This is a genomic window from Variovorax sp. V35, from assembly GCF_041154465.1.
Taxonomy (GTDB): domain Bacteria; phylum Pseudomonadota; class Gammaproteobacteria; order Burkholderiales; family Burkholderiaceae_C; genus Variovorax; species Variovorax boronicumulans.
Genome location: NZ_AP028666.1, coordinates 1,330,908 through 1,351,839 on the forward strand (window position 1 = coordinate 1,330,908; position 20,932 = coordinate 1,351,839).

General features: G+C 62.3%; 17 protein-coding genes and 1 tRNA gene. 10 read left to right on the forward strand and 8 right to left on the reverse strand.

Annotated features, from left to right (window positions below; all coding sequences use genetic code 11):
* Nucleotides 1–2: 2 nt before the first annotated feature.
* Entirely contained in the window at nucleotides 3–3,053 is a 3,051-nt protein-coding gene (locus ACAM42_RS06065; protein WP_369631393.1) for a YjbH domain-containing protein, read from the reverse strand.
* Nucleotides 3,050–3,667, reverse strand: a complete 618-nt coding sequence (locus ACAM42_RS06070) for a YjbF family lipoprotein (RefSeq protein WP_369631394.1) — start codon at nucleotides 3,665–3,667, stop codon at nucleotides 3,050–3,052. Before ACAM42_RS06070 ends, ACAM42_RS06065 begins: the two co-directional genes overlap by 4 nt.
* 924 nt (nucleotides 3,668–4,591) lie before the next feature.
* Here ACAM42_RS06070 and ACAM42_RS06075 point away from each other — a divergent pair.
* The 9 genes from ACAM42_RS06075 (at nucleotide 4,592) to ACAM42_RS06115 (ending at nucleotide 13,446) form a co-directional block, all read left to right on the forward strand.
* Nucleotides 4,592–5,353: a LuxR C-terminal-related transcriptional regulator gene (locus ACAM42_RS06075; protein ID WP_369631395.1), complete on the forward strand. Its 762-nt coding sequence runs from the start codon at nucleotides 4,592–4,594 to the stop codon at nucleotides 5,351–5,353.
* Between the two features lie 160 nt (nucleotides 5,354–5,513).
* Nucleotides 5,514–6,131, forward strand: a complete 618-nt coding sequence (gene petA / locus ACAM42_RS06080; RefSeq protein WP_139701087.1) for a ubiquinol-cytochrome c reductase iron-sulfur subunit — start codon at nucleotides 5,514–5,516, stop codon at nucleotides 6,129–6,131.
* 14 nt (nucleotides 6,132–6,145) lie between these two features.
* The gene (locus tag ACAM42_RS06085) at nucleotides 6,146–7,582 is read left to right on the forward strand and encodes a cytochrome bc complex cytochrome b subunit (RefSeq protein ID WP_369631396.1); all 1,437 of its coding nucleotides are present in this window, start codon (nucleotides 6,146–6,148) and stop codon (nucleotides 7,580–7,582) included.
* Between the two features lie 37 nt (nucleotides 7,583–7,619).
* On the forward strand, nucleotides 7,620–8,396 hold the full coding sequence (locus tag ACAM42_RS06090) for a cytochrome c1 (protein WP_369631397.1): 777 nt from the start codon (nucleotides 7,620–7,622) through the stop codon (nucleotides 8,394–8,396).
* A 95-nt stretch (nucleotides 8,397–8,491) separates the two neighbouring features.
* Nucleotides 8,492–9,103 carry a glutathione S-transferase N-terminal domain-containing protein gene (locus ACAM42_RS06095; RefSeq protein WP_139701088.1) on the forward strand — a complete coding sequence of 204 codons (612 nt, stop codon included), beginning with the start codon at nucleotides 8,492–8,494 and terminating at the stop codon, nucleotides 9,101–9,103.
* A 41-nt stretch (nucleotides 9,104–9,144) separates the two neighbouring features.
* Nucleotides 9,145–9,723 (forward strand): ClpXP protease specificity-enhancing factor, encoded by a 579-nt coding sequence (locus tag ACAM42_RS06100; RefSeq protein ID WP_369631398.1) that lies wholly within the window; start codon nucleotides 9,145–9,147, stop codon nucleotides 9,721–9,723.
* A 59-nt stretch (nucleotides 9,724–9,782) separates the two neighbouring features.
* Nucleotides 9,783–9,858, forward strand: a tRNA-Thr gene (locus ACAM42_RS06105).
* A 174-nt stretch (nucleotides 9,859–10,032) separates the two neighbouring features.
* Entirely contained in the window at nucleotides 10,033–11,301 is a 1,269-nt protein-coding gene (locus ACAM42_RS06110) for a tyrosine-type recombinase/integrase (protein WP_369631399.1), read from the forward strand.
* A gap of 414 nt (nucleotides 11,302–11,715) precedes the next feature.
* Entirely contained in the window at nucleotides 11,716–13,446 is a 1,731-nt protein-coding gene (locus ACAM42_RS06115; RefSeq protein WP_369631400.1) for a peptidoglycan D,D-transpeptidase FtsI family protein, read from the forward strand.
* A 6-nt stretch (nucleotides 13,447–13,452) separates the two neighbouring features.
* Here ACAM42_RS06115 and ACAM42_RS06120 read toward each other — a convergent pair whose 3' ends face one another.
* The 5 genes from ACAM42_RS06120 to ACAM42_RS06140 all read right to left on the reverse strand — a co-directional run bounded on the left by ACAM42_RS06120 (nucleotide 13,453) and on the right by ACAM42_RS06140 (nucleotide 19,686).
* Nucleotides 13,453–14,604, reverse strand: a complete 1,152-nt coding sequence (locus tag ACAM42_RS06120) for an IS5 family transposase (RefSeq protein ID WP_369631401.1) — start codon at nucleotides 14,602–14,604, stop codon at nucleotides 13,453–13,455.
* Nucleotides 14,605–14,702: 98 nt separating this feature from the next.
* Nucleotides 14,703–15,464 (reverse strand): SGNH/GDSL hydrolase family protein, encoded by a 762-nt coding sequence (locus ACAM42_RS06125; protein WP_369631402.1) that lies wholly within the window; start codon nucleotides 15,462–15,464, stop codon nucleotides 14,703–14,705.
* Nucleotides 15,461–17,134 carry an AMP-binding protein gene (locus tag ACAM42_RS06130; protein ID WP_369631403.1) on the reverse strand — a complete coding sequence of 558 codons (1,674 nt, stop codon included), beginning with the start codon at nucleotides 17,132–17,134 and terminating at the stop codon, nucleotides 15,461–15,463. The genes ACAM42_RS06125 and ACAM42_RS06130 overlap by 4 nt, the downstream gene beginning before the upstream one ends.
* Before the next feature lie 36 nt (nucleotides 17,135–17,170).
* Complete coding sequence (locus ACAM42_RS06135; RefSeq protein WP_369631404.1) at nucleotides 17,171–17,611, reverse strand: nuclear transport factor 2 family protein; 441 nt, start codon at nucleotides 17,609–17,611, stop codon at nucleotides 17,171–17,173.
* 53 nt (nucleotides 17,612–17,664) lie between these two features.
* Nucleotides 17,665–19,686 carry an FAD-dependent oxidoreductase gene (locus ACAM42_RS06140; RefSeq protein WP_369631405.1) on the reverse strand — a complete coding sequence of 674 codons (2,022 nt, stop codon included), beginning with the start codon at nucleotides 19,684–19,686 and terminating at the stop codon, nucleotides 17,665–17,667.
* Nucleotides 19,687–19,853: 167 nt separating this feature from the next.
* Between ACAM42_RS06140 and ACAM42_RS06145 the strand changes: the two genes are divergently transcribed.
* Nucleotides 19,854–20,396, forward strand: coding sequence for a PadR family transcriptional regulator (locus ACAM42_RS06145; RefSeq protein WP_369631406.1), 543 nt, complete (start codon nucleotides 19,854–19,856; stop codon nucleotides 20,394–20,396).
* Between the two features lie 56 nt (nucleotides 20,397–20,452).
* Here the strand turns inward: ACAM42_RS06145 and ACAM42_RS06150 are convergent, their stop codons facing one another.
* The gene (locus tag ACAM42_RS06150) at nucleotides 20,453–20,917 is read right to left on the reverse strand and encodes an ABC transporter substrate-binding protein (protein ID WP_369631407.1); all 465 of its coding nucleotides are present in this window, start codon (nucleotides 20,915–20,917) and stop codon (nucleotides 20,453–20,455) included.
* Between the last annotated feature and the right edge of the window lie 15 nt (nucleotides 20,918–20,932).

Consider the following 20,932-nt stretch of genomic DNA (forward strand, 5'->3'; position numbering starts at 1 on the left):
GCTTATTTCGCCCGCTTGAAGTCGAGGATGTTGTCCCCCGCCTTCGGAGCCTTGTCGTCGGGCGGTGAGAGGCTGAAAGCCTTCGGATCCCGTATCGACGTCATTTCGAACAGAGGGTTGATCCGCCCCAGCTTGGCGCCGCCGTCCCGTACCAGCGGAGCCCATGCAAAGTTCGCGGTGAACTTGCTCGAGCGCGGCAGCAACGCGTCGAAGGGGATGGAAACGTAGATGCCCTTGTCGAAGCTGCCTTCGCCGAACTGGGCAGCGGACACGTTGGTCTTGGTGGCCCAGGCGCCGATCGTCACGCCGTTGTCGAAGCGGCGGCTGATGTCGAGGGTGACGCCACGATCGCCCGCCAAGTACTGGCCCGCGCTGATTCTGGCCTGCACCCCGTTCCAACCGGTGTCCCAATAGAGCGTGGCGTGGCCGGTGTTGACCTTGTAGTCGCGCAGGCCGAAGTCCTGCGCGAAGTCGCGTTGGCGCACGTGGTTAACGTCGATGCCGAAGGCGAACCTGCTGCGCCACGGGCGGTAGAGCCACTCGGCGCCCACGCCGGCGAACATTGACTCGAGAGCGCCGCCGTAGACGCTGTAGTACTGGTCTTCGTTCAGCCGGCCCACGTGGGTCAGCTGAAACACTGGCATCGTCAACCGCTTGGTCGTCGCGTACTCGCGTTGGTAGGTTCGCACGCGGGGAAGATTGCTGGGCGCCGTGTAGGTGAACTTGTCGAAGTTGTCGATCAGGCGCCAATTCAACGCGGCGTTGACCCAGGTGCTCGGTGTGAAACGGTATTCCGCAGTGGCCGAAACGCCGAGTTGGTAGAGCAGGAAGGCATCGGGGCCGCCGAGAATCTGCGAGAAGCTGGGGGTCAGGCCGAACGTGAGTTTTTCCGTGCGCCGTTCCCATGGCCCCATGGCCGGCGTCTCGCCAGCCGATGCGGTGGCGGTTGTATCGGTGGGTGCACGCTGCGGCGATGTCGGCACGTAGAGTCCGTCTTCGGTCCGACCGCGCGGCGGGGCGTAATCGCGCTGGTCCGTGGCGCGCAGTTCTGCGGGCGTCTGTGCTTGGTAATGCGCCGTCACCCACTCGCTGCGATCGACGACCTGCGTATGCAGCGCCAGTCCGCGCTCGTTGTAATGAAGGATGAAGTGCTTGATCGACGCCGGTGCATCGCGATGCATGACGGCAACGACCTGCTGCACGCGGGCCTCGCGGTACACCGTGTGGCTTTCGGTGATCCAGACGTGCGCGCTGTCGCCTTGCGGCGCAATGCGCTGCACGGTCCATTCGGTGCGGGCCTGGATCTCCGCAGCGGTGGCGGCCCAGCCGGGGGGATTGGCCGGCGCCTCCGGCGTGAAGCGGGGCGGCGGCGGATCTGCGGGCTTGCTGGCCCGCATGCTCGCCATGTTGGTGGACAGGGTCAGGCCCACCATTACTTTGTTGCCGCGCTCCAGGCCCGCGGTGAAGGCCACGCCGGGTGAGTAGCGATATTCCAGGCCGATGTTGAAAGGCGAGCGCTGAACCTGGTTGTTCTGCTGAGGCTCGTTCTTGTAGTTGTTGCCTTCGTACTCGAGCTTGACGGTCAGGGGATCCCAGGGGGTGCGCCATTCGACGCCGCCGAACAAGGAGGCTGGACCTCGGAAGAAAGCCTTGAAGTTCGCCTCGCCGCCCGTTGCGGAGCTCACCGTACGCGTTCTGAAGCGATTGCTCAGGGCCAGCAAGGGGTTGCGGATGTTTCCGCTGTTGCCTAGGTATCCCCAGCCGATGCCGAGGCTGAAGTCGAGATCGCCGTAGCGCTTGTTGGCGACCAGGTATTCGGCCGAAAAGAGGCCGGTACCGCCAAGGTCGCGAAAGCCCAGTGCAACCTGCGGCACATACGCAGACTCGCGCAGTAGCCGCAGCTTCACGTCGATGCTCTTGTCCTTGTTGCTCTGGCCAGTGGTGCTGGCGGCGTACGCGCGGTTGCTGATGGAGGTGTAGCGAAAGCCGGCCTCCATCCAATCCAGCGGCTGGAACATCACGTTCAGTCGCGTATAGGGCGACACGTGGCTGATCGACGTGCGGAAGTCACCGGCCTCGCCCATGCGTGCCGTTGGCGTCTGGAGCAGGCCGGTTTCGCCCCAGTCGTTGCTGCTTGTGCGAGGTGCTTTGTATTGCGGGGCCGATGCGTCGGGGCGCACGGAGATGACGCTTTCCGGCGGCACTGATGGCGGGATGGATGCATTGATCACCGCGGCCGGCTTGGCCACTGCAAGCGCGGCAGTGGTGGTGCCCAGCGCCGCTGCCTGAGGCGAAGGGCCCTGGGTCGCCAGGAACTTGATGATGCCTTCCGATGCGTCGACCAGTTCGGTCATGCCGCGCGGCGCTGCCCAGATCCATGCGCCGGGCGCCGGCTCATCGGAGGGGTGGCCATTCCAGGGGGCGATGCCCACGCGCGATGTCCGGCCGTCGGGCTGTGCAACCCATGCCCAGTCGTGGGTGCTGTCGGGTGCGCAGGCGATGACGTAGTCCCAGGCGGTCCGGCCGGCTTCGTGCGCCACGTGGCACAGCTCGCCATTGGGGCGGACAACCGCGATGGTTTTCAATTGCGGGGAGGGCGCAACGAGCTGCTGGCCGGCCGACAGCACAGGGTCTTGATCCGGGTGTGCCTGCAGCCAGCGGGGGTCCACGATGCCAAGCGCCACGCGGCCGGTGACCGGCAGGTTCTGCAGCCACGTGATGAGCTTCAGTCGATCGAGTTGCTCGGAGCGCGGTGCGCGCCTGCTGGCCGCCTCAAGGCGCACGAGCAGGGTGTTCTTCAGGAACTGCTGGGCCAGTCGCTCCTGCGGCACGCGCCATGCCAACCCAGGCGCAGCCGTGCCCTCGGGTTGGCGCAGCAGCCAGGTGCTCAGTCGTTCGCCGGGTCGCACTTCGGCATCGCTTGCAGGTTCAACTGTCGCCGCGTTCTGCGACGGCTCCGCCGCGGCGCCAAGGCTTGCCATCAACGCGCAGGCAAGGGCCGTTCGACGGGGCCAATGCGGGGGGCTGATGGCGCGCAGGAAGAGGGGGCTCATGTACCAGCGCGCGCCGCGGTGCCGGCTGCTGGTGCGGGGGGTGTCCACTGTTCGAAGCTCATGCAGAGGTCGCGGGAAATGCATTGCTCCGAATACACGACCTGAGGGGCGCCAGAAGCAAATGAAACGCCGAAGCGGGCGGGAGGAACAGAGGCTGTCGCAGGGCGGGACACGCTGCGTTCTTCATACCAGCGCAAGGCGCTTGCGGGCACGCCGGCGAGAGCGCTGTCGGTGGGCGGCGCGATCGATGTGCGCGCGATGTCGTCGCGAATGCCGAAGCGATAGCCCGGCATCAGGTCGCGTTCGCGCGCGTAGGTCTGCGTGGTGTTGGCAGTGTGGGCTTGCCAGGCGGGTGGGTTGGCGAGCCGAACGTCGCGCCAGTCGATGGACAGCCCGGTCGTGCCGACCAGTTGACCATTCAGAAGTCGGACGACTTCGCCCGTGCCGCTGTACCAAACCTCAACCGGCCCTTCGGCGCGCTGATCGATGTAGCCGAGCACCATGTACAGGACGCGCCCATCGACGGTGGCCCGCAGGTACCGATAGCTGGGATTGAAATTGGGCTGAGTTGCTGCAGACTCGCCGCGATAGAGCAGTCGAGCTGAATCCAGCATGGCCGAAGTTCCGGAGGAGCAACCGCCAATGCCCAAGAAAAACGTTGCCCAAAGGCAACGTTCTAAGAGTCGCGTGGCGGAAGCAACGCGCGGACTTTTCAGCGAATGCCCTCCTTTCAGGAGGGCAACCAGCATTAACGCGTGCCGGTGGTGCCCGTGCCGGTGGTGCCCGTGCCAGGGACGAAGAAGCCGCCGCCGCCGTTGCCGTTGTTGCTGCTGCCGAGGGCCAGCATCAGAGCGCCGGTGCCTCCAACAGCGCCCCATTGAGCGGGGGTCAGGCCGCCAAGGCCACCAGCGGTTGCGGCCGGAGCGCCAGCAGGGCCCGGTGCAAATGCGCGATTGTTGTTGCTTGCAGGCGCAGGGGTAACCTGCGTTTGGGCAAAAGCCGACGAGATTGCCAGGGTGGCAAGGGCGACGGTAGCAACCAGTTTGTTCGTCTTCACAGTGATCCTCTCAAAGGGTTTTTATGCTCTTGACTTGAGGTTAGCAGCATCAGAAGTGTGCCGCAACTAATTTGGCCTGGAGGATGGGGCGTTTGCCACGGCCTCCTTGTAACCGTGTATTGCCTCGATTTTTGTGGAGGAGTGTGAGGGGTGCATGTGTATCTCAATGCTACGTAACGTTCCGCCTGCGACGACCGTAACGGCGACGACTGGTGCGTACCTCTATCCGCGGGGCAGCCGGTGTTGCCTCCGCATTTCTTCAATGAAATCAACGCACTCACCGAGCCATTGTTGCGATGGGCCGCATGGCCGACTCACAGGCATCGTTCCTGCAGTACCCCCGAAACGAAAGTTGACATTCAAGGTAGGCCGCGGGGCACAACAAGGGGATATGCGTGGTTCGATTGTCTGAAGGTGGGGTAGCGAAGGGTGTGCGAGTGCGCGGGCCCGTGGTCGGCGGCGTGATCGGAGGCGTCTGCTCATGATGAATCAGCTGTCTGCCAGCAGCGCACACTCGGCGCCGGCACTCACCGGCCGGTACGCCGCCTTGGGCTGTGCCTTCTTCGGTGCCCTGATCGTCGAGGGCGACCTGGCCCTGGCCGACCGCATGCGACGCCTTCTCTGCGATCTGGCTCCGGGTCGCCGCGTCGTGATCGCCTCCACGCACACGGAAGCGATCCGTCTGCTGGCCGCGTTGCCCTACGACTTGGTGCTGGTCGACATGCACCTAACTGATAACGGCGGCGTCGTGCTCCTGTCGCACCTGCGGCGTACCTACCCGCAGATCGACGCCATCGCCATGTCGAAGGGCGACGACCGCCTGCTGGTCGAAGCCGCGATCTCGTCAGGAGCCTCCGGCTATTTGCTGACGAGCGCCGACGATGCTGAGCTTTCTTTTTTGCTGCGCTCGATCGAGCGCGGCGGTTCGCCGATGGACGCGCGCGTCGCGCGCCGCGTCCTCGGCCTGATTGCGGCGTCCGCGAAACCGGAGGGTGTCGAGTCCGCGCTGCGCGACGGCGACACGGTCTCGCCCACGATGCCTGCTCCCGGGCTGCTGTCACCTCGGGAGCTCAATGTGCTGCGCCTGATCGCGCAAGGCTGGAGCAATCGGCAGATTGCCGAAGCGATCTGTCTCTCGATCAACACGGTCGAGTTCCACGCCAAGCGGATCTACCGCAAGCTGGCCGTCAAGTCGCGAACCCAGGCCGTCCGGCAGGCGACCCAGTACGGGCTGCTGAGCTGAGCGCCGAGGGCCGTCGCGTGCTGTCGCGCACGTGCTGCGGCAGCGTGCGCACGCGCGGCAATCATTGAAAAACCCTTTTGCGCCCCGCTACAATCTCGGGTTGACCTTGCTGTGGCAAAGGTCAGCCCCTGCTCCAGCGAAGAAGACTTAGAGGATCCCCATGAGTGACATGACCTCCGGCTCGCCCCGGATCGACACAAGCAAGCGGACGTGGTTGATCGCATCCAGCTGTGCCGGCGTAGCGGGCGGCGTGGCCACCGCAATCCCTTTTGTGAGCACATTCCAGCCGTCCGAAAAGGCCAAGGCCGCGGGCGCCGCGGTCGAAGTGGACATCTCGACCCTCAAGGTCGGCGAAAAGATCACCGTCGAATGGCGCGGCAAGCCGGTCTGGATCCTCAAGCGCAGCCCTGACCAGGTCGCCGAACTCGCCAAGCTCGATGGCCAGCTCGCCGATCCGCTCTCCAAGCGTCACCCCGACGAATTCACGCCCAAGTACGCACAGAACGGCCATCGTTCGATCAAGCCCGACGTGCTGGTCGTGGTCGGCATCTGCACCCACCTCGGCTGCTCGCCGGTCGATCGCCTGCAGGCCGGCCCGCAACCCTCGCTGCCGAACGACTGGGAAGGCGGCTTCCTCTGCCCTTGCCACGGTTCCACGTTCGACCTCGCCGGTCGCGTCTTCAAGAACAAGCCCGCTCCTGACAACCTCCCTGTGCCTCCGCACATGTACCTGTCCGACACGCGCCTGCTCATCGGCGACGACAGCAAGAAGGCCTGAGGGAGACCACGAACATGGCTGAATTTCACGAAGTTTCCCCCAACGCTCCCGCAGGCGAGAAGCTGCTCAACTGGGTCGACAACCGCTTCCCGCTGACCAAGCTCTGGAACGACCAGTGGGGCAAGTACTACGCGCCGAAGAATTTCAACTTCTGGTACATCTTTGGCTCGCTCGCGATGCTGGTCCTCGTGATCCAGATCGTGACCGGCATCTTCCTCGTCATGCACTACAAGCCCGACGCGAACCAGGCGTTCGCATCGGTCGAGTACATCATGCGCGACGTGCCCTGGGGCTGGCTCATCCGCTACATCCACTCGACGGGCGCCTCGGCGTTCTTCATCGTGGTGTACCTGCACATGTTCCGCGGCCTCATGTACGGCAGCTACCGCAAGCCGCGCGAGCTGATCTGGGTGTTCGGCTGCGCGATCTTCCTGTGCCTGATGGCCGAAGCCTTCATGGGCTACCTGCTGCCCTGGGGCCAGATGTCCTACTGGGGCGCTCAGGTGATCGTGAACCTGTTCGCCGCCATCCCGTTCATCGGTCCTGACCTGGCCCTGCTGATCCGCGGCGATTACGTCGTGAGCGACGCCACGCTGAACCGCTTCTTCAGCTTCCACGTCATCGCCGTGCCGCTGGTGCTGCTCGGCCTCGTGGTGGCCCACCTGATCGCGCTGCACGAAGTGGGTTCGAACAACCCCGACGGCATTGAGATCAAGGCCAAGCGCGGTCCCGACGGCCATCCGCTCGACGGCATCCCGTCGCACCCGTACTACACGGTGCACGACATCTTCGGCGTGGTGGTGTTCCTCACGATCTTCTCGGCAGTGATCTTCTTTGCGCCTGAAGCCGGTGGGTACTTCCTCGAGTACAACAACTTCATCCCGGCCGATTCGCTGAAGACGCCGAACCACATCGCCCCGGTCTGGTACTTCACGCCGTTCTATTCGATGCTGCGCGCCACCACCGACGACATGGTCAACGTGTTCGCGCTGATCATCGCGGCCGCCGCCGTCTGGAACTTCATCAAGGGCAAGTCGGGCATGGGCCTCAAGATCGCCGCCGTGGTCGTGGCTGCCGTCATGATCTTCCTGCTCAAGACCTTCGACGCCAAGTTCTGGGGCGTGGTCATCATGGGCGGCTCGGTCATCATCCTGTTCTTCCTGCCGTGGCTCGACCACAGCGAAGTCAAGTCGATTCGCTACCGTCCGAGCTGGCACAAGTATGTCTACGGCGTGTTCGTGTTCTTCTTCCTGATCCTGGGTTACCTGGGCATCCAGGCGCCCGGCGTCTGGGGCAACCTGGTCATCGGCTCGTTCGCCCTGGACATCGCCCAGACCATCTCGCAGATCGGCACGCTCTTCTACTTCGGCTTCTTCCTGCTGATGCCGTGGTGGAGCCGCAAGGGCGAATTCAAGACCGTGCCCGAGCGCGTGGTCTTCGCCGCCCATTGATGCGCGCACAAGTGCAAGAGAGCTTGAGAGAAACACGATGAAGAAAAGAATTTTCGGCTGGCTCGCTGTCATGGGTCTGGCACTGGGCCTGACCTTCTCCGCGGCCGCATCCGCCGAATCGGGCGGTCTGGCGTGGGACAAGTCGCCCAACAAGACCACCGACGTGGCGGCCCTGCAGAACGGCGCCAAGCTGTTCGTCAACTACTGCCTGAACTGCCACTCGGCCGCCTTCATGCGCTACAACCGCCTGCAGGACATCGGCATCAGCGAGCAGCAGATCAAGGACAACCTTCTGTTCACGACCGACAAGGTCGGCGAGACCATGAAGGCCAACATCGACGCGCGCCAGGCCAAGGAATGGTTCGGCACCACGCCGCCCGACCTGACGCTGGTCGCACGTTCGCGCGCCGGCCACGGCGGCACGGGCCCCGACTACCTGTACACCTTCCTGCGCAGCTTCTACCGCGACGACACCAAGGCCACCGGCTGGAACAACCTGCTGTTCCCGAGCGTCGCCATGCCGAACCCGCTGTGGGAGCTGCAGGGCGAGCGCCTGCCGGTGCACGCCAAGGTCGAGCAGCACGGTCATGCCACCGACGTGTTCACGGGCAAGTGGGAGCAAGTGACCCCCGGCACGCTGACCCCGGTGCAGTTCGACAGCGCAGTGGGCGACCTCGTCGGCTACCTGCAGTGGATGGCCGAGCCGGCACAGAACACCCGCGTGCGCATCGGCGTCTGGGTGCTGCTGTTCCTGGCCATGTCGGTGGTTTTCGTATGGCGACTGAACGCCTCGTACTGGAAAGACGTCAAGTAATTCCGTTCACGCCGACCGGGCGCCTCGTGCGTCCGGTCCCACAGAGTGGGTTGCCCAGGCGACCCACTCTTTTTGATTTTTAGGAGTCTCTCGCCATGATGGTCTTGTATTCAGGAACGACCTGCCCCTTCTCCCACCGCTGCCGCTTCGTGTTGTTCGAAAAGGGCATGGACTTCGAGATCCGCGACGTCGATCTCTACAACAAGCCCGAAGACATCAGCGTGATGAACCCGTACGGCCAGGTGCCGATCCTGGTCGAGCGCGACCTGATCCTGTACGAGTCGAACATCATCAATGAGTACATCGACGAGCGCTTTCCGCATCCGCAACTGATGCCCGGCGACCCGGTCGACCGCGCCCGCGTGCGCCTGTTCCTGCTCAACTTCGAGAAGGAACTGTTCGTGCACGTCGCCACGCTTGAAAATCGGAACACCAAAGGCAACGATAAGGCGCTCGAAAAGGCCCGTTCGCACATCCGTGACCGCCTCACGCAGCTCGCCCCCGTGTTCCTCAAGAACAAGTACATGCTGGGCGACAACTTCTCGATGCTCGACGTGGCCATCGCACCGCTGCTGTGGCGTCTCGACTACTACGGCATCGACCTGAGCAAGAATGCGGCGCCGCTGCTGAAGTACGCCGAACGCATCTTCTCGCGTCCGGCCTACATCGAAGCACTGACGCCTTCCGAAAAGGTCATGCGAAAGTAAGTAAGCTGCGTGCTTGCTTCCTTCGTTTTTCGCCGCCTTTCATGATCAACGCGCTCGAGTCCTCTTCCACCCGCCCGTACCTCATCCGGGCGCTGTACGAGTGGTGCACCGACAACGGGTTCACGCCCTATGTAGCGGTGCTGGTCGACGACACCGTCCAGGTGCCGCGCGAATACGTGAAGAACGGCGAGATCGTGCTGAACATCAGCTTCGACGCGACCAGCTCGCTGAAGCTGGGCAACGACTTCATCGAGTTCAAGGCCCGCTTCGCAGGCACGGCGCGCGAGATCAGCGTGCCGGTCGGCCGCGTGATCGCGATCTACGCCCGTGAGAACGGCCAGGGCATGGCGTTCCCGGCACCGGTGCCGGCGGCCACCACGTCCGACGATGGCGATGACGTCACCACGGCCGCTTCTTTGCCGAACAGCGTGCCGCGCATGCCGCTGCGCGATGCCTCGCGCGGCACCGAAGGCGACGCCAGCAAGGTGTTCCACCTGGTGACGGGCGAAGAGGGCGACGAGACGGTCGATGCCGGTTCGGCGCCTTCCGACCCGACCGACGAGCCACCGCGCCCGCCGGCCGGTGGCGGCACCCGGCCGTCGCTCAAGCGCATCAAGTGACGACGCTGTCGGCCCCAAAGCCGGCCGCTTAGAATCGTCGCCAGCACTGCTTTCTTTCAGCCGCTTTAGCTCAATTGGTAGAGCACCCGCCTTGTAAGCGGAAGGTCGTCAGTTCGATTCCGACAAGCGGCACCATCACTCTGTCCGGGGAGATCCAAGGACAGCCAAAACCCCTAGGTTTATCAAAGACTTAGGGGTTTTTTCTTGGCTCAGCTGTCCCGGCTTGTCCTTTGTGTTCCGTTGACTGCCGGTATTTTTGGCGGTACTTTTGACGGTATCTGTCATTGATCAACAACGAGATACCGTCAAATGCCTCTCACTGATGTCGAATGCCGCAACGTCAAAGCCGCGGAAAAACCTTTAAAGCTCGCCGATGGGAAAGGGCTCTACCTTTTGGTCAAGCAGGCGGGAAAGTACTGGCGCTGGGACTACCGGTATGCAGGCAAGCGACAGACTGCCGCACTGGGCGTTTATCCAGAAACAGATCTAAAGACTGCAAGGAAGAAACGTGATGACGGGCGCGCGTTGCTCGACACAGGCGCGAATCCGATGCAGGTCAAGGCGGAGCGGAAACTGGCCGCTAAGCAAAGTGCAGCGACCAGCTTCAAGGCAGTAGCACTGGAGTGGCATGCCGGCAAAGCCGAGCCGAAGCCGGGTCTGAAGGGAAAGCCAGACCGCCCTGCGAGTTGGGCGAAGGTGACCGCCGACAAGATCATGACGCATCTCGAGGCAGATGTGTTTCCGGTGATTGGTGCTAGGCCAGTGGCTGAAGTGTCTGCACGTGAAATGACGGCGATGTTGGAAAAGATCCAAGCGCGTGGAGCGACATACACGGCTAGTCGTCTGCGTGAAATTTGCTCGCAAGTGTTTCGTTTCGCGATCGCGACAGAACGAGCGTCGAACAACCCAGCTCATGCATTGGTGCGGACAATCGATGTTCCTGCCGTACGTCACCGACCGGCCATTACCGACCGTCGCGAGTTTGGCGTATTCCTGCGGGCCCTTGCGGGCTATGAAGACGCCGATGAACTGACGTTGCTCGCAATGCGGCTCGCGCTGCTGACCTTCTTGCGCTCTTCGGAGCTTCGCGGTGGCATGTGGTCGGAGGTTGACACTGACGCACGCGAGTGGCGCATCCCGCCGAGTCGGATGAAGATGGGCAAGGGGAGTCATCAGGCGCACGTCGTGCCTTTGTCCTCCGAGGCGCTTGCCGTCATCGAAGACCTGCGGGGGCTCACCGGCGGCGGCGCAGCCATGTTCCCGAGCGCTTACGGGGGCGAGGGGGGCATCATGTCCGAGAACACAATCGGGCGCACTTTGATCCGGATGGGGTATCAAGGTCGCCAAAGCCTGCATGGCTTTCGCGCGTCAGGACGTAGCCTCTTGTCAGAGCGGGGTTGGAGTGTGGCGGCACTTGAGCGCCAACTTGACCACGCCGAGCGCAACGCCGTTGTGGCGGCCTACGCTCGGAGTGAGCATCTTGAGGAGCGTCGCAAGATCATGGATGATTGGGGAGCGCTTGTAACGGCGCTCGAAGGAGGCAGTATTGTGATTCCATTTGCTCAGAAGGCGGGCTGACTGGCGTTGTTGCACAACTCTGATTGAGGCCGAGACGCCTCTCATGTTCTTCCGCTACTCCCGATTTCGCCGGGGTGCGCTTGACGGGCTGGCCGCGCGTTTGTCTTGCGTCTACTGCCAGAATTCTCCACTGAAAGGCAGAATGCGGCTCGCGGTTTGCTGACGTTCAAGCTGTCAGATGGTTTCAAGCGAAGGTTTCTCGCGTATCGATGGGTATTGCATCTCGAAGGTGCAGCTCGAAGGAGTTTGTACTCGCTCTCGATCAAGGTCCGTCTTCCGAAAGTGCGAGTGGAGCTGGCCGAGCCTGCTGAGTCGCACGACCTCACTGCCATCGGAAAAATGCCTCCGCGACTCCTGGTGATCAAGAGCGCTGTTTCCTAGTCTTGGCACTTGTTTGTTGCATAGGCATAAGTGATGGTCGACCCTAACTATCGAAAAAGTGTTCAGTTCGCCACAAGTCCTCTGCTGGCAAGCAGGACGCCAGTCTGGCGGAGCAAGTTCATCGTCGCTAGCATCGCCTTCGGCTTCGTCATGCTGGCGGGGCGGGCCGCGTACGTGCAGGTCTTCAACAACAGCTTCTTCCAGCGCCAGGGCGAAGTGCGCTTTGCGCGCACGCTGGAGCTGCCGGCCAACCGCGGTCGCATCCTCGATCGCAACGGGCTCATCCTCGCCTCCAGCGTGGTGGCGCCCAGCATCTGGGCCATTCCCGAAGACGTGGAGCGCGACGACCCCGAGGTGCGCGCCAAGCTCAAGCAGGTGGCCAAGCTGCTCGGCATGCCGCAGAAGGACTTCGACAAGAAGCTCGAAGACGAAGACAAGACCTTCGTCTGGATCAAGCGCCAGGTCGACGAGCCCATCGCCAAGCAGATCGCCGCGCTCAACCTCAAGGGCATCTACCAGCGCAAGGAATACAAGCGCCAGTACCCCGAGGGCGAGGCCGCGGCGCACGTGGTGGGCTTCACCAACGTGGAAGACAACGGCCAGGAAGGCATCGAGCTGGGGTTCAACAAGGAGCTGGCCGGCAAGGCCGGCTCGCGCCGCGTCATCAAGGACCGGCTGGGCCGTGTGGTCGAGGGCGTGGGCGAGCAGGTGCCGCCGGTCGAAGGCCGCGACATCCAGCTGAGCATCGACAGCAAGGTGCAGTTCTTCGCCTACCAGAAGCTGCGCGACGCCGTCACCGCGCGCCGTGCCAAGGCCGGCAGCGTGGTGGTGCTCGACAGCACCACCGGCGAAGTGCTGGCGCTGGCCAACTACCCGAGCTACGAGCCCGACAAGCGCCAGAACCTCACCGGCGAGCAGCTGCGCAACCGAGCAATCACCGACACCTTCGAGCCTGGTTCGACCATGAAGCCGATCACCGTCGCCATGGCATTGGAGGCCGGCCGGATCACGCCGAAAACCATCATCGATACGACCCCTGGCCGCTACCAGTTGGGTGGCTTCACGATCACCGACACCCATAACAATGGGGCCTTGACGGTAGAGGGCGTGATCCAGAAGTCGAGCAACGTGGGCGCTCTCAAGATCGCCCAGAAGATGACGCCCCACGAGATGTGGGACACCTACACCGCGCTGGGCTACGGCCAGAAGCCGCAGATCCAGTTCCCCGGCGCCGTGACGGGCCGGCTGCGTCCGTGGAAGACCTGGAAGCCGGTCGAGCAGGCCACCATGGCCTACGGCTACGGCCTGTCGGCCTCGCTGTTCCAGATGGCGCATTCGTACACCTCGTTCGCGCACGACGGCTCCATCATTCCGGTCACGATCCTGAAGAACACCGAGCCGCCGGTCGGCGTGCGGGTGTTCTCGCCGTCCAACGCGCTCGCCGTGCGCAAGATGCTGCAGATGGCCGCCGGCCCGGGCGGCACCGGCACGCGCGCGCAAACGGTGGGCTACTCGGTCGGCGGCAAGTCGGGCACGGCCCACAAGCAGGTCGGCAAGGGCTACGCCAGCAACAAGTACCGTGCCTGGTTCACCGGCATGGCGCCCATCGAGAAGCCGCGCATCATCGTCGCGGTGATGATCGACGAGCCGACCGACGGCCAGTATTTCGGCGGCCTCGCCGCGGCGCCGGTGTTCAGCGAAGTCGTGCAGCAGACGCTGCGCATGATGAACGTCCCACCTGATATGGCGGTTAAGAGGGTGTAGACGAAATCAACTGAAGTTGGCGAGTCTGCTGAGAAGGATACGCGCCTCGGCAAGCCAGACCCATGCGGTGGAGATAGAGGTATTGCGGTCGTGGTGCATGACCATGCGGCGCCAGCGTTCGTTCCAGGCGTGAGTGCGTTCAACCACCCATCGCTTGGGCAATACGACGAAGCCAGCCACCGGCTGCGGCCAGAGGGACTGTTGCGGATCGTGCAGCCTCCCGGTCGAGCGATTGCCTGGCCTGCGCACGACTTCGACACGGATGCCGTGGACGTGCTCGATGGCCTGCGCACATTTGCCACCGTAAGCACCGTCCGTGTAGAGCCGCTCGATGGTAGACGCCTTCGCGCAGGCCTGCCCTACCATCTGTGCGGCACCATCGCGGTCTTGCACGTTGGCCGCAGTCACCGTGACGGCCAACAACAATCCGAGTGTGTCCACCACCAAGTGGCGCTTGCGGCCCTTGACCTTCTTGCCCGCATCGAAGCCACTGTCACCGCCCTGCGGCGAGGAGCGTGTTGACTGGGCATCGATGATTGCCGCGGTCGGCTCCGCATTGCGCCCCATGCGCACACGCCACTGCTGGCGCAGCCGGTCTTGCATCCGCTCGAAGGCATCGGCCTGGACCCAACGCACGAAGGCCTTGTAAACCGCCTGCCATGGTGCAAAGCTCACGGGCAGCAGGCGCCAGGCGCAGCCTGTGCGCAGGACATAACAACAGGCATCCACAAGGTGCCGGCGCTCGTAGCGCGGCGGCGCGCCTCGCTCCCCCTGCGGGCGTTCGAAGAGATCGGCGATCAGTGCCCATTCAGCATCGGTCAGGTCGGTGCTGTAGTGCGGACCTGCTTCACGTCGATGGGCTCCGGTGTAGCCGTAGCGTTTCAGTGCCGACGCTTTAGGCGGCGGCCCTTCGAGGGCTTTGCGCTTTGGCATCAAGCGCACGATGCCTTGAGCGCGCAAGGCCCTGCGGATCGTTGCCGCGCACACGCGCACGGCACCTCGATGCTCAAGCTCCGACGCCAATTCGTCCAACGTCGCATGCGGCATCTGCGAGACGATGGTCAGTAGCAAAGCGACCTGCTCGGGAAGCAGTGCTGGTGGCCTCCCTCCACGGTCCACTGCCTTCGATTCATCGCCCAATTGCCTTTGCCTTGCCATCGCAAACTCCTGTTGGATGGCAACATGGCATGCAAGCTTCAGGCCAGTTGATTTCGTCTACACCCTCTAAATGGAAGAAGAATATTCAGATAGGCCAATCAAGCGATATGACAACCATCCGGGAGTGATCTAGATCGCAACGCGTTGGTCTCCAACCCCTGCTGAATTTCGCTTACAAGCACCCGAGCCCAATCCGCATAGGTCCGCGCGCTCGGATGGAACCCATCCATAGCGAGAGAGTCCATGCGCTCCTTCTGGTCCAGATGAAGCACGGTGCATTCAGGAATCGATCGCGCAAGATCCCTCAACGCGTAGTTGAAACGCATGGACCGTTTTCCCAGACACCATCGCAGAGGCTGGGGCAATGCTCTGATCCGATGCATTGAGGGCACAGGCGTCACGAGGACACGGCACGCCCCAAAGCGCCAAACGAGCATCTCAAGCAATTCGCGCTGCCGTTCGATCCATTGCTTCAGCCTCAAGCCCCGCGTGATGTCATTCACCCCGAGCGAAAGAATCACGACATCGAACGGCTTGGCCGGCTCATTCCTCAGCCGTTCGAGCAGGTCACTGGTGGTGAATCCGGACTGGGCGACAAGCGACCATGTCACGTGAAATTCAGCGGCCAACTCTCGCACCAGGCAGCCAGAAAGTGCACTTGCCTGGCTTGCAACTCCAACACCCGCAGCAGCCGAATCGCCTGCGATCAACAGCCTCAACCCGCGGCCCCGGCCGGAGACCCCCTGCCTCGGCCCTACCGGCTCGAGCAGGAGCGGAGTCACTTGCCGTACATAGCGCCCCTGAAATATCAGCAGTGGAGCCAGGGCCAAGAGGACCAGTCGCTGCCCCCAAGCGCTCATGCGTCCGCGCGCAATTGGACCCGCAGAATCTTGCCAACCGGTGACTTCGGTAGCTGAGCGCAAAACACAATCTGCTTGGGCACCTTGTAGGCGGTCAACTGGGTGCGACAGTAGCGCTCAATCTCATCGGCACTGAGCTCTATATCGCGCAGGACCACAAAGGCGCGCACGGCCTCGCCCGTGGCAGCGTCTGGCACCCCAATCACCGCAGCCTCGACGATGTCTGGATGGGCTGCCAGAACATCTTCCACTTCGTTGGGATAGACATTGAACCCCGAGACCAGAATCATGTCCTTCTTGCGATCCACGATACGGACGTATCCGTCCGGCTCAAACTGGGCGATGTCACCCGTATGGAGCCAGCCATCAACGATCGCGCTTGTACTTTCTTGCTCTGCATGCAGGTAGCCAGAAATGACCTGCGGTCCTTTCACCAGCAGTTCGCCGCGCTGGCCCGGCCCAAGATTGTTTCCTCCCGCATCGACGATGCGTACTTCGCAGCCAGGCATAGGCAAGCCCACGGTCCCCAGATGCGGCTCCTGGGTCGGTGGATTGCACGACACGATGCAGGTAGTCTCCGTCATGCCGTACCCCTCCAGAATGGGGCACACCGCAGCCTGCCAGGCGCGAGCAGTCGAAGGACGCAGCGCGGTCCCCCCAGAGAACGCGAATCTCAGCTTCGGAGGATGCTCCTTGAACCAAGGCTCATTGAGCAGCCCCGCATAGAGCGTGTCGACGCCAGACATCCAATCGATCTGGAATTCTTCGAAGGCGCTGCGAAGATTCGAGATCGGACGGGGATTGGGCACCAACAGGTTCCTTGCCCCAACGGAGAAGAACACCAGGAAGTTCACCATGAAGGCGAAGATGTGGTACAGCGGGAGCACCGTCAGAATAGTCTCGGCGCAGCGTGGCCCCTCGTAGGCATTGAGATAGTCCCGCGTCAACTGAACCGTCGCCAGGATGTTCTGGTGGGTGATGACCGCACCCTTGCTGCGGCCCGTGGTTCCGCCCGTGTACTGGTAGAGCGCAACGGGGTGATCGCGGCGAGTGAGCTTCTCCAGCACTGCGCCTTTCTGCAAGGCATCCACCATCCGGGTGGACGGTGTGACAGACGTCGGACTGCCCGCCGCCGTGAGCTTTTCGCGTATCGCTGCAGCGATGGGCTCGTCGAAAAAATCCCACAAGCTAGCAGTCATGAGCTGAATGCGGAGCGCCAGCGCGACCGGTTGCGCTACCTGCAAGAACATGTCGGATGCAAGCAGCACTTGCGCCCCAGAGTCTTCCATTTGCAGGCGCAGTTCGCGTTCCGTGTACATCGGATTGACGTTCGTCACAATCAATCCGGCCTTCCACGCACCGAAAACGGCGATGGGGTAGTGCAAGCAGGTCGGTAGCTGCACGGCAATAACTTGCCCCGGCTTCAGGCCCAGTTCGTGCACCAGATACGCGGCAAAGGCGTCAGACAGCGCGTCGATTTCCTTGAAGCTGCGCGCCGTGTTGGCGCCAGTTGGAAGCACGAAGCCGAACGCGGCACGCGTGTGATGTTGGTCTGCAGCAGCTGACGCCAGCGCGGCGGCATTGGCGGGCAAAGCCGCAAGGTCGACCCGGTAGTCACGCAGACTGGGGGGAAAGGAATCTTTCCAGAGATTCTGTAGCGGGGCAGTCATTTCTTGTCTCCACTTGATTGTTTGTGCTGCAGCTTCTCAGGCCTTGACCTTGAACGCCGGCAGTTTGTCGGCCAGGCGTTTGGCCATCTCCACTCCCAATGCTTGCAGGCCGCTCATCGGGCGCACCATCACCTCGAACTCCACGATCTGCCCCGATTCGTTGAAGCGGATGAAGTCAATTCCCTTGAGCTTCTTGTCGCCGATGTCCGCGCTGAACTCGAGCACAACGCTCTGGCCGTCATCGGTAGCGAGTTGTCGGTGATAGGTGAAGTTCTCGAACACCTGGATCACGGTGGACAGCGCCAGCGCGAGCGCCGGGGCCGGGGTGTAGGCGGTGTGCGCCATGGGCGAACGAAACACCGCGTCCGGGTGAACGATGGTGTGAAGTTCACCAAGATCATTCTTGGCGATCATCTCGTGCCAGAAATTGAGCGACTTGGCGACAGCAGGAAGTGTGTTTTCCGGGGGCTTTGACATGGGGCATCTCCTTAGTGGTAGTAGTAGAAAAATTGCGGTGGCGACCCCGCGCGTTAGAGTCGCGCCGCGAGGCTGGTACCTTGCAAGATGGCTCGCTTTGCATCGAGCTCGGCGGCCACGTCCGCGCCACCGATGAGATGTACAGAACAGCCTGCCGAAGACAGGCCGTCATACAACTCGCGAAGTGGCTCTTGGCCAGCGCAGAGCACGACGTTGTCCACGTCAAGCACTTGAGCTTCGCCGTCCACAGTCAGGTGCAACCCCGCATCGTCGATCCGGTCGTAGGAGGCCCCCGAACTCATCGCGACGCGGCGAGCCTTCAATGACGTACGATGAATCCAGCCAGTGGTCTTACCCAACTGGTCACCCACCTTGGTGGACTTGCGCTGTAGCAGATGTACTCGGCGCGCCGGCGCTTCGACCTGCGCGCGGCCCAGGCCACCGGCCAGTGCATAGGCCGTGTCGACGCCCCACTCCTCGTAGAACTTCGCAGGGGCAACGGCACCGCTTTCACCAACGTGCGTCAGGTACTCGCTCACGTCAAAGCCGATACCGCCGGCGCCGATCACCGCCACGCGCTCGCCCACGGGCTTGTCGTCGCGCAGCACGTCCAGATAGTTCAAGACCTTGGGGTGCTCCACACCGTCGATTGCGGGAATGCGCGGCTGGATGCCCGTGGCGAGGATCACCTCATCAAAGCCAGCGCCGGCGAGCTCATCGGCACTGACGCGCGTATTGAGCTTCACGGTCACGTTCTGCAGTTCGAGCTGGCGCTGGAAGTACCGCAGCGTTTCGTAGAACTCTTCTTTGCCAGGCACCTTCTTGGCAATGTTGAGCTGGCCGCCGATCTCGATGCCCGCGTCAAATAGGGTCACGTCATGGCCACGCTGAGCCGCCGTGATCGAAAAGGCGAGGCCGGCGGGGCCGGCACCGACCACGGCAATACGCTTGCGCGCCTGCGTGGGCTCGATGACAAGTTCGGTTTCGTGGCAGGCGCGTGGATTGACCAGGCAGCTCGTAATCTTGCCGCCGAAGGTGTGATCCAGGCAGGCTTGGTTGCAACCGATGCAGGTGTTGATCTCATCAGCGCGGCCCTGGCGAGCCTTGCGCACGAAATCCGCGTCGGCCAACAGCGGGCGGGCCATGGACACCATATCCGCGTAGCCCTCAGCCAGCAGCCGCTCGGCCACCTCGGGTGTATTGATGCGATTGGAGGTGACGAGCGGAATGCCCACCTTTCCCATGACCCGTTTCGTGACCCAGGCGTAGGCTGCGCGCGGCACCTTGGTCGCAATGGTCGGAATACGTGCCTCGTGCCAGCCGATACCGGTATTGAGGATCGTCGCTCCCGCAGCCTCAATCGCCTGCGCGAGCTCGATCACCTCTTCCAGGGTGGAGCCGCCCTCGACCAGATCGAGCATGGACAGGCGGTAGACAATGATGAAGTTCCGGCCCACTCGCTCGCGCGTGCGTCGCACGATCTCGACCGGGAATCGCATGCGGTTGGCGTAGCTCCCCCCCCAATCGTCGTCACGACGGTTCGTACGAGCCGCAATGAACTCGTTGATCAGGTAGCCCTCGGAACCCATGATCTCCACGCCGTCGTATCCGGCGTATTGAGCCAGCGCGGCACAGCGCACGAAGTCGTCGATGGTCTGTTCGACCTCATCGGCCGTCAGAGCGTGCGGCACGAAGGGATTGATAGGAGCCTGCAGGGGGCTAGGCGCAACCAGCTCGGGTTGGTAGGCATATCGCCCGAAATGCAGGATCTGCATCGCGATCTTGCCGCCCTCGGCATGTACCGCCTTCGTGACGATGCGGTGATGCTCCGCCTCATCCTCATTCGTCAGCATGGCACCGCCTTTCATGGGGCGAGCACGCTCGTTGGGAGCGATACCACCAGTGACGATCAAGCCGACCTCACCTCGAGCCCGCTCCGCATAGAAAGCGGCCATGCGCTCAAAGCCGTTTGGGACCTCCTCCAGCCCGACGTGCATGGACCCCATGAGAACTCGGTTACGCAGCGTGGTAAAGCCTAGATCAAGGGGCTTATTCAGGTGAGGGAAGTGAGTCATGAACGTCTCTTTTCATCGTATTTGTGCAACTGGTTGCATAAATATAGATCATCCAACCAGTTTGTGCAACTGGTTGCATAAACAGCATGCGCGCTGTGTGGATAGCTGGCGAAAAGACGATTAAGGCAAGATGCAGCCTTTTTCCAGCTGCTGCGGCCCACTGCGCGATGTCGTTACCCCATGCTCTTTTGACCGCCTTGATCGAACACCCGTGCTCGGGCTCAGAACTCGCGGAACGGTTCGATCGCTCCATCGGCTATTTCTGGCACGCCACACACCAACAGATCTACCGGGAACTCGCCCGCCTAGAGGAGGCAGGCTGGGTCGAAGCTCTTGCAGCCGAATCTGGTCGCGGGCGCAAACGTCAGTACCAAATCCTTCCGGCGGGCCGAAAGGAACTCAAACGCTGGGTCGTTGAGCAAGAGGAACCGAAACCCCTGCGCGACGAACTGATGGTTCGCCTGCGTGCCGAAGCAGCAATCGGCCCCTGCGGGCTAGAGAGCGAAATCGCAAGGCGATTGGCCCTACACCGCGACAAGCTTGATCTGTACAAGCGGATTGAGCAGCAGGACTTCCTTGATAGGAGTCTCAGTCGCGAGCGACACCTGCAGCACCTCGTCCTGAAGGCAGGCATCATGCAAGAGGAACTTTGGCTGCAGATCTCTCAGGAAGCCCTGGAGATCCTAGGCAAGCCTGTCAAGTCGACATAGTTCCTGCAGCCCACATTTCCACGTAGCCGCGACTGAGATCGTTTTGACCAACGCGCTCAGGAAGGCCTTTTCATCTTACAGATAGTCGGCGTGCTAGCCTGATAAGCCTCGATCCGCTTGACCGGTGCGAACGTGTAGCCGGTGTTCTCGACGCTATACGCGTTCTTCTTGTCGGCCTTCTGCCATCGCGTAATGAAAATTGCCTGTTGCAACTGGTGGTCTGACTTTCGCATCGTGATCTCGCCCGAGTAACTCTTGATGCTTAGCCCCTCGAGTGCGGCGGCCACAGCTACGGGGTTGGTCGACTGCGCGTTCGCCATAGCCTGGCCGAGCAACTTCAATCCGTCGTAGGTTGTGAAGTAGTAATAGTCGTCATTGAACTTCTTCTTGAAGCCGTTCACCGTATCGCCGATGTCTCCGGTCATGTTCGGATGCCCAGTGGTAACAGCAAAGACATCGCTGTTGTCACTGCTGGCCAATGCCGTGGGCGTCCCACTCACCATCGCATCATTGGTGTACATGGCAGTTTTGGCACC

Excerpts from the sequence above, each read along its gene's own strand:
- ACAM42_RS06065 (WP_369631393.1), bottom strand. The coding sequence starts at position 3,053 with ATGAGCCCCCTCTTCCTGCGCGCCATCAGCCCCCCGCATTGGCCCCGT.
- ACAM42_RS06070 (WP_369631394.1), bottom strand. The coding sequence starts at position 3,667 with ATGCTGGATTCAGCTCGACTGCTCTATCGCGGCGAGTCTGCAGCAACT.
- ACAM42_RS06075 (WP_369631395.1), top strand. The coding sequence starts at position 4,592 with ATGATGAATCAGCTGTCTGCCAGCAGCGCACACTCGGCGCCGGCACTC.
- petA (WP_139701087.1), top strand. The coding sequence starts at position 5,514 with ATGAGTGACATGACCTCCGGCTCGCCCCGGATCGACACAAGCAAGCGG.
- ACAM42_RS06085 (WP_369631396.1), top strand. The coding sequence starts at position 6,146 with ATGGCTGAATTTCACGAAGTTTCCCCCAACGCTCCCGCAGGCGAGAAG.
- ACAM42_RS06090 (WP_369631397.1), top strand. The coding sequence starts at position 7,620 with ATGAAGAAAAGAATTTTCGGCTGGCTCGCTGTCATGGGTCTGGCACTG.
- ACAM42_RS06095 (WP_139701088.1), top strand. The coding sequence starts at position 8,492 with ATGATGGTCTTGTATTCAGGAACGACCTGCCCCTTCTCCCACCGCTGC.
- ACAM42_RS06100 (WP_369631398.1), top strand. The coding sequence starts at position 9,145 with ATGATCAACGCGCTCGAGTCCTCTTCCACCCGCCCGTACCTCATCCGG.
- ACAM42_RS06110 (WP_369631399.1), top strand. The coding sequence starts at position 10,033 with ATGCCTCTCACTGATGTCGAATGCCGCAACGTCAAAGCCGCGGAAAAA.
- ACAM42_RS06115 (WP_369631400.1), top strand. The coding sequence starts at position 11,716 with ATGGTCGACCCTAACTATCGAAAAAGTGTTCAGTTCGCCACAAGTCCT.
- ACAM42_RS06120 (WP_369631401.1), bottom strand. The coding sequence starts at position 14,604 with ATGGCAAGGCAAAGGCAATTGGGCGATGAATCGAAGGCAGTGGACCGT.
- ACAM42_RS06125 (WP_369631402.1), bottom strand. The coding sequence starts at position 15,464 with ATGAGCGCTTGGGGGCAGCGACTGGTCCTCTTGGCCCTGGCTCCACTG.
- ACAM42_RS06130 (WP_369631403.1), bottom strand. The coding sequence starts at position 17,134 with ATGACTGCCCCGCTACAGAATCTCTGGAAAGATTCCTTTCCCCCCAGT.
- ACAM42_RS06135 (WP_369631404.1), bottom strand. The coding sequence starts at position 17,611 with ATGTCAAAGCCCCCGGAAAACACACTTCCTGCTGTCGCCAAGTCGCTC.
- ACAM42_RS06140 (WP_369631405.1), bottom strand. The coding sequence starts at position 19,686 with ATGACTCACTTCCCTCACCTGAATAAGCCCCTTGATCTAGGCTTTACC.
- ACAM42_RS06145 (WP_369631406.1), top strand. The coding sequence starts at position 19,854 with ATGTCGTTACCCCATGCTCTTTTGACCGCCTTGATCGAACACCCGTGC.
- ACAM42_RS06150 (WP_369631407.1), bottom strand. The coding sequence starts at position 20,917 with ATGTACACCAATGATGCGATGGTGAGTGGGACGCCCACGGCATTGGCC.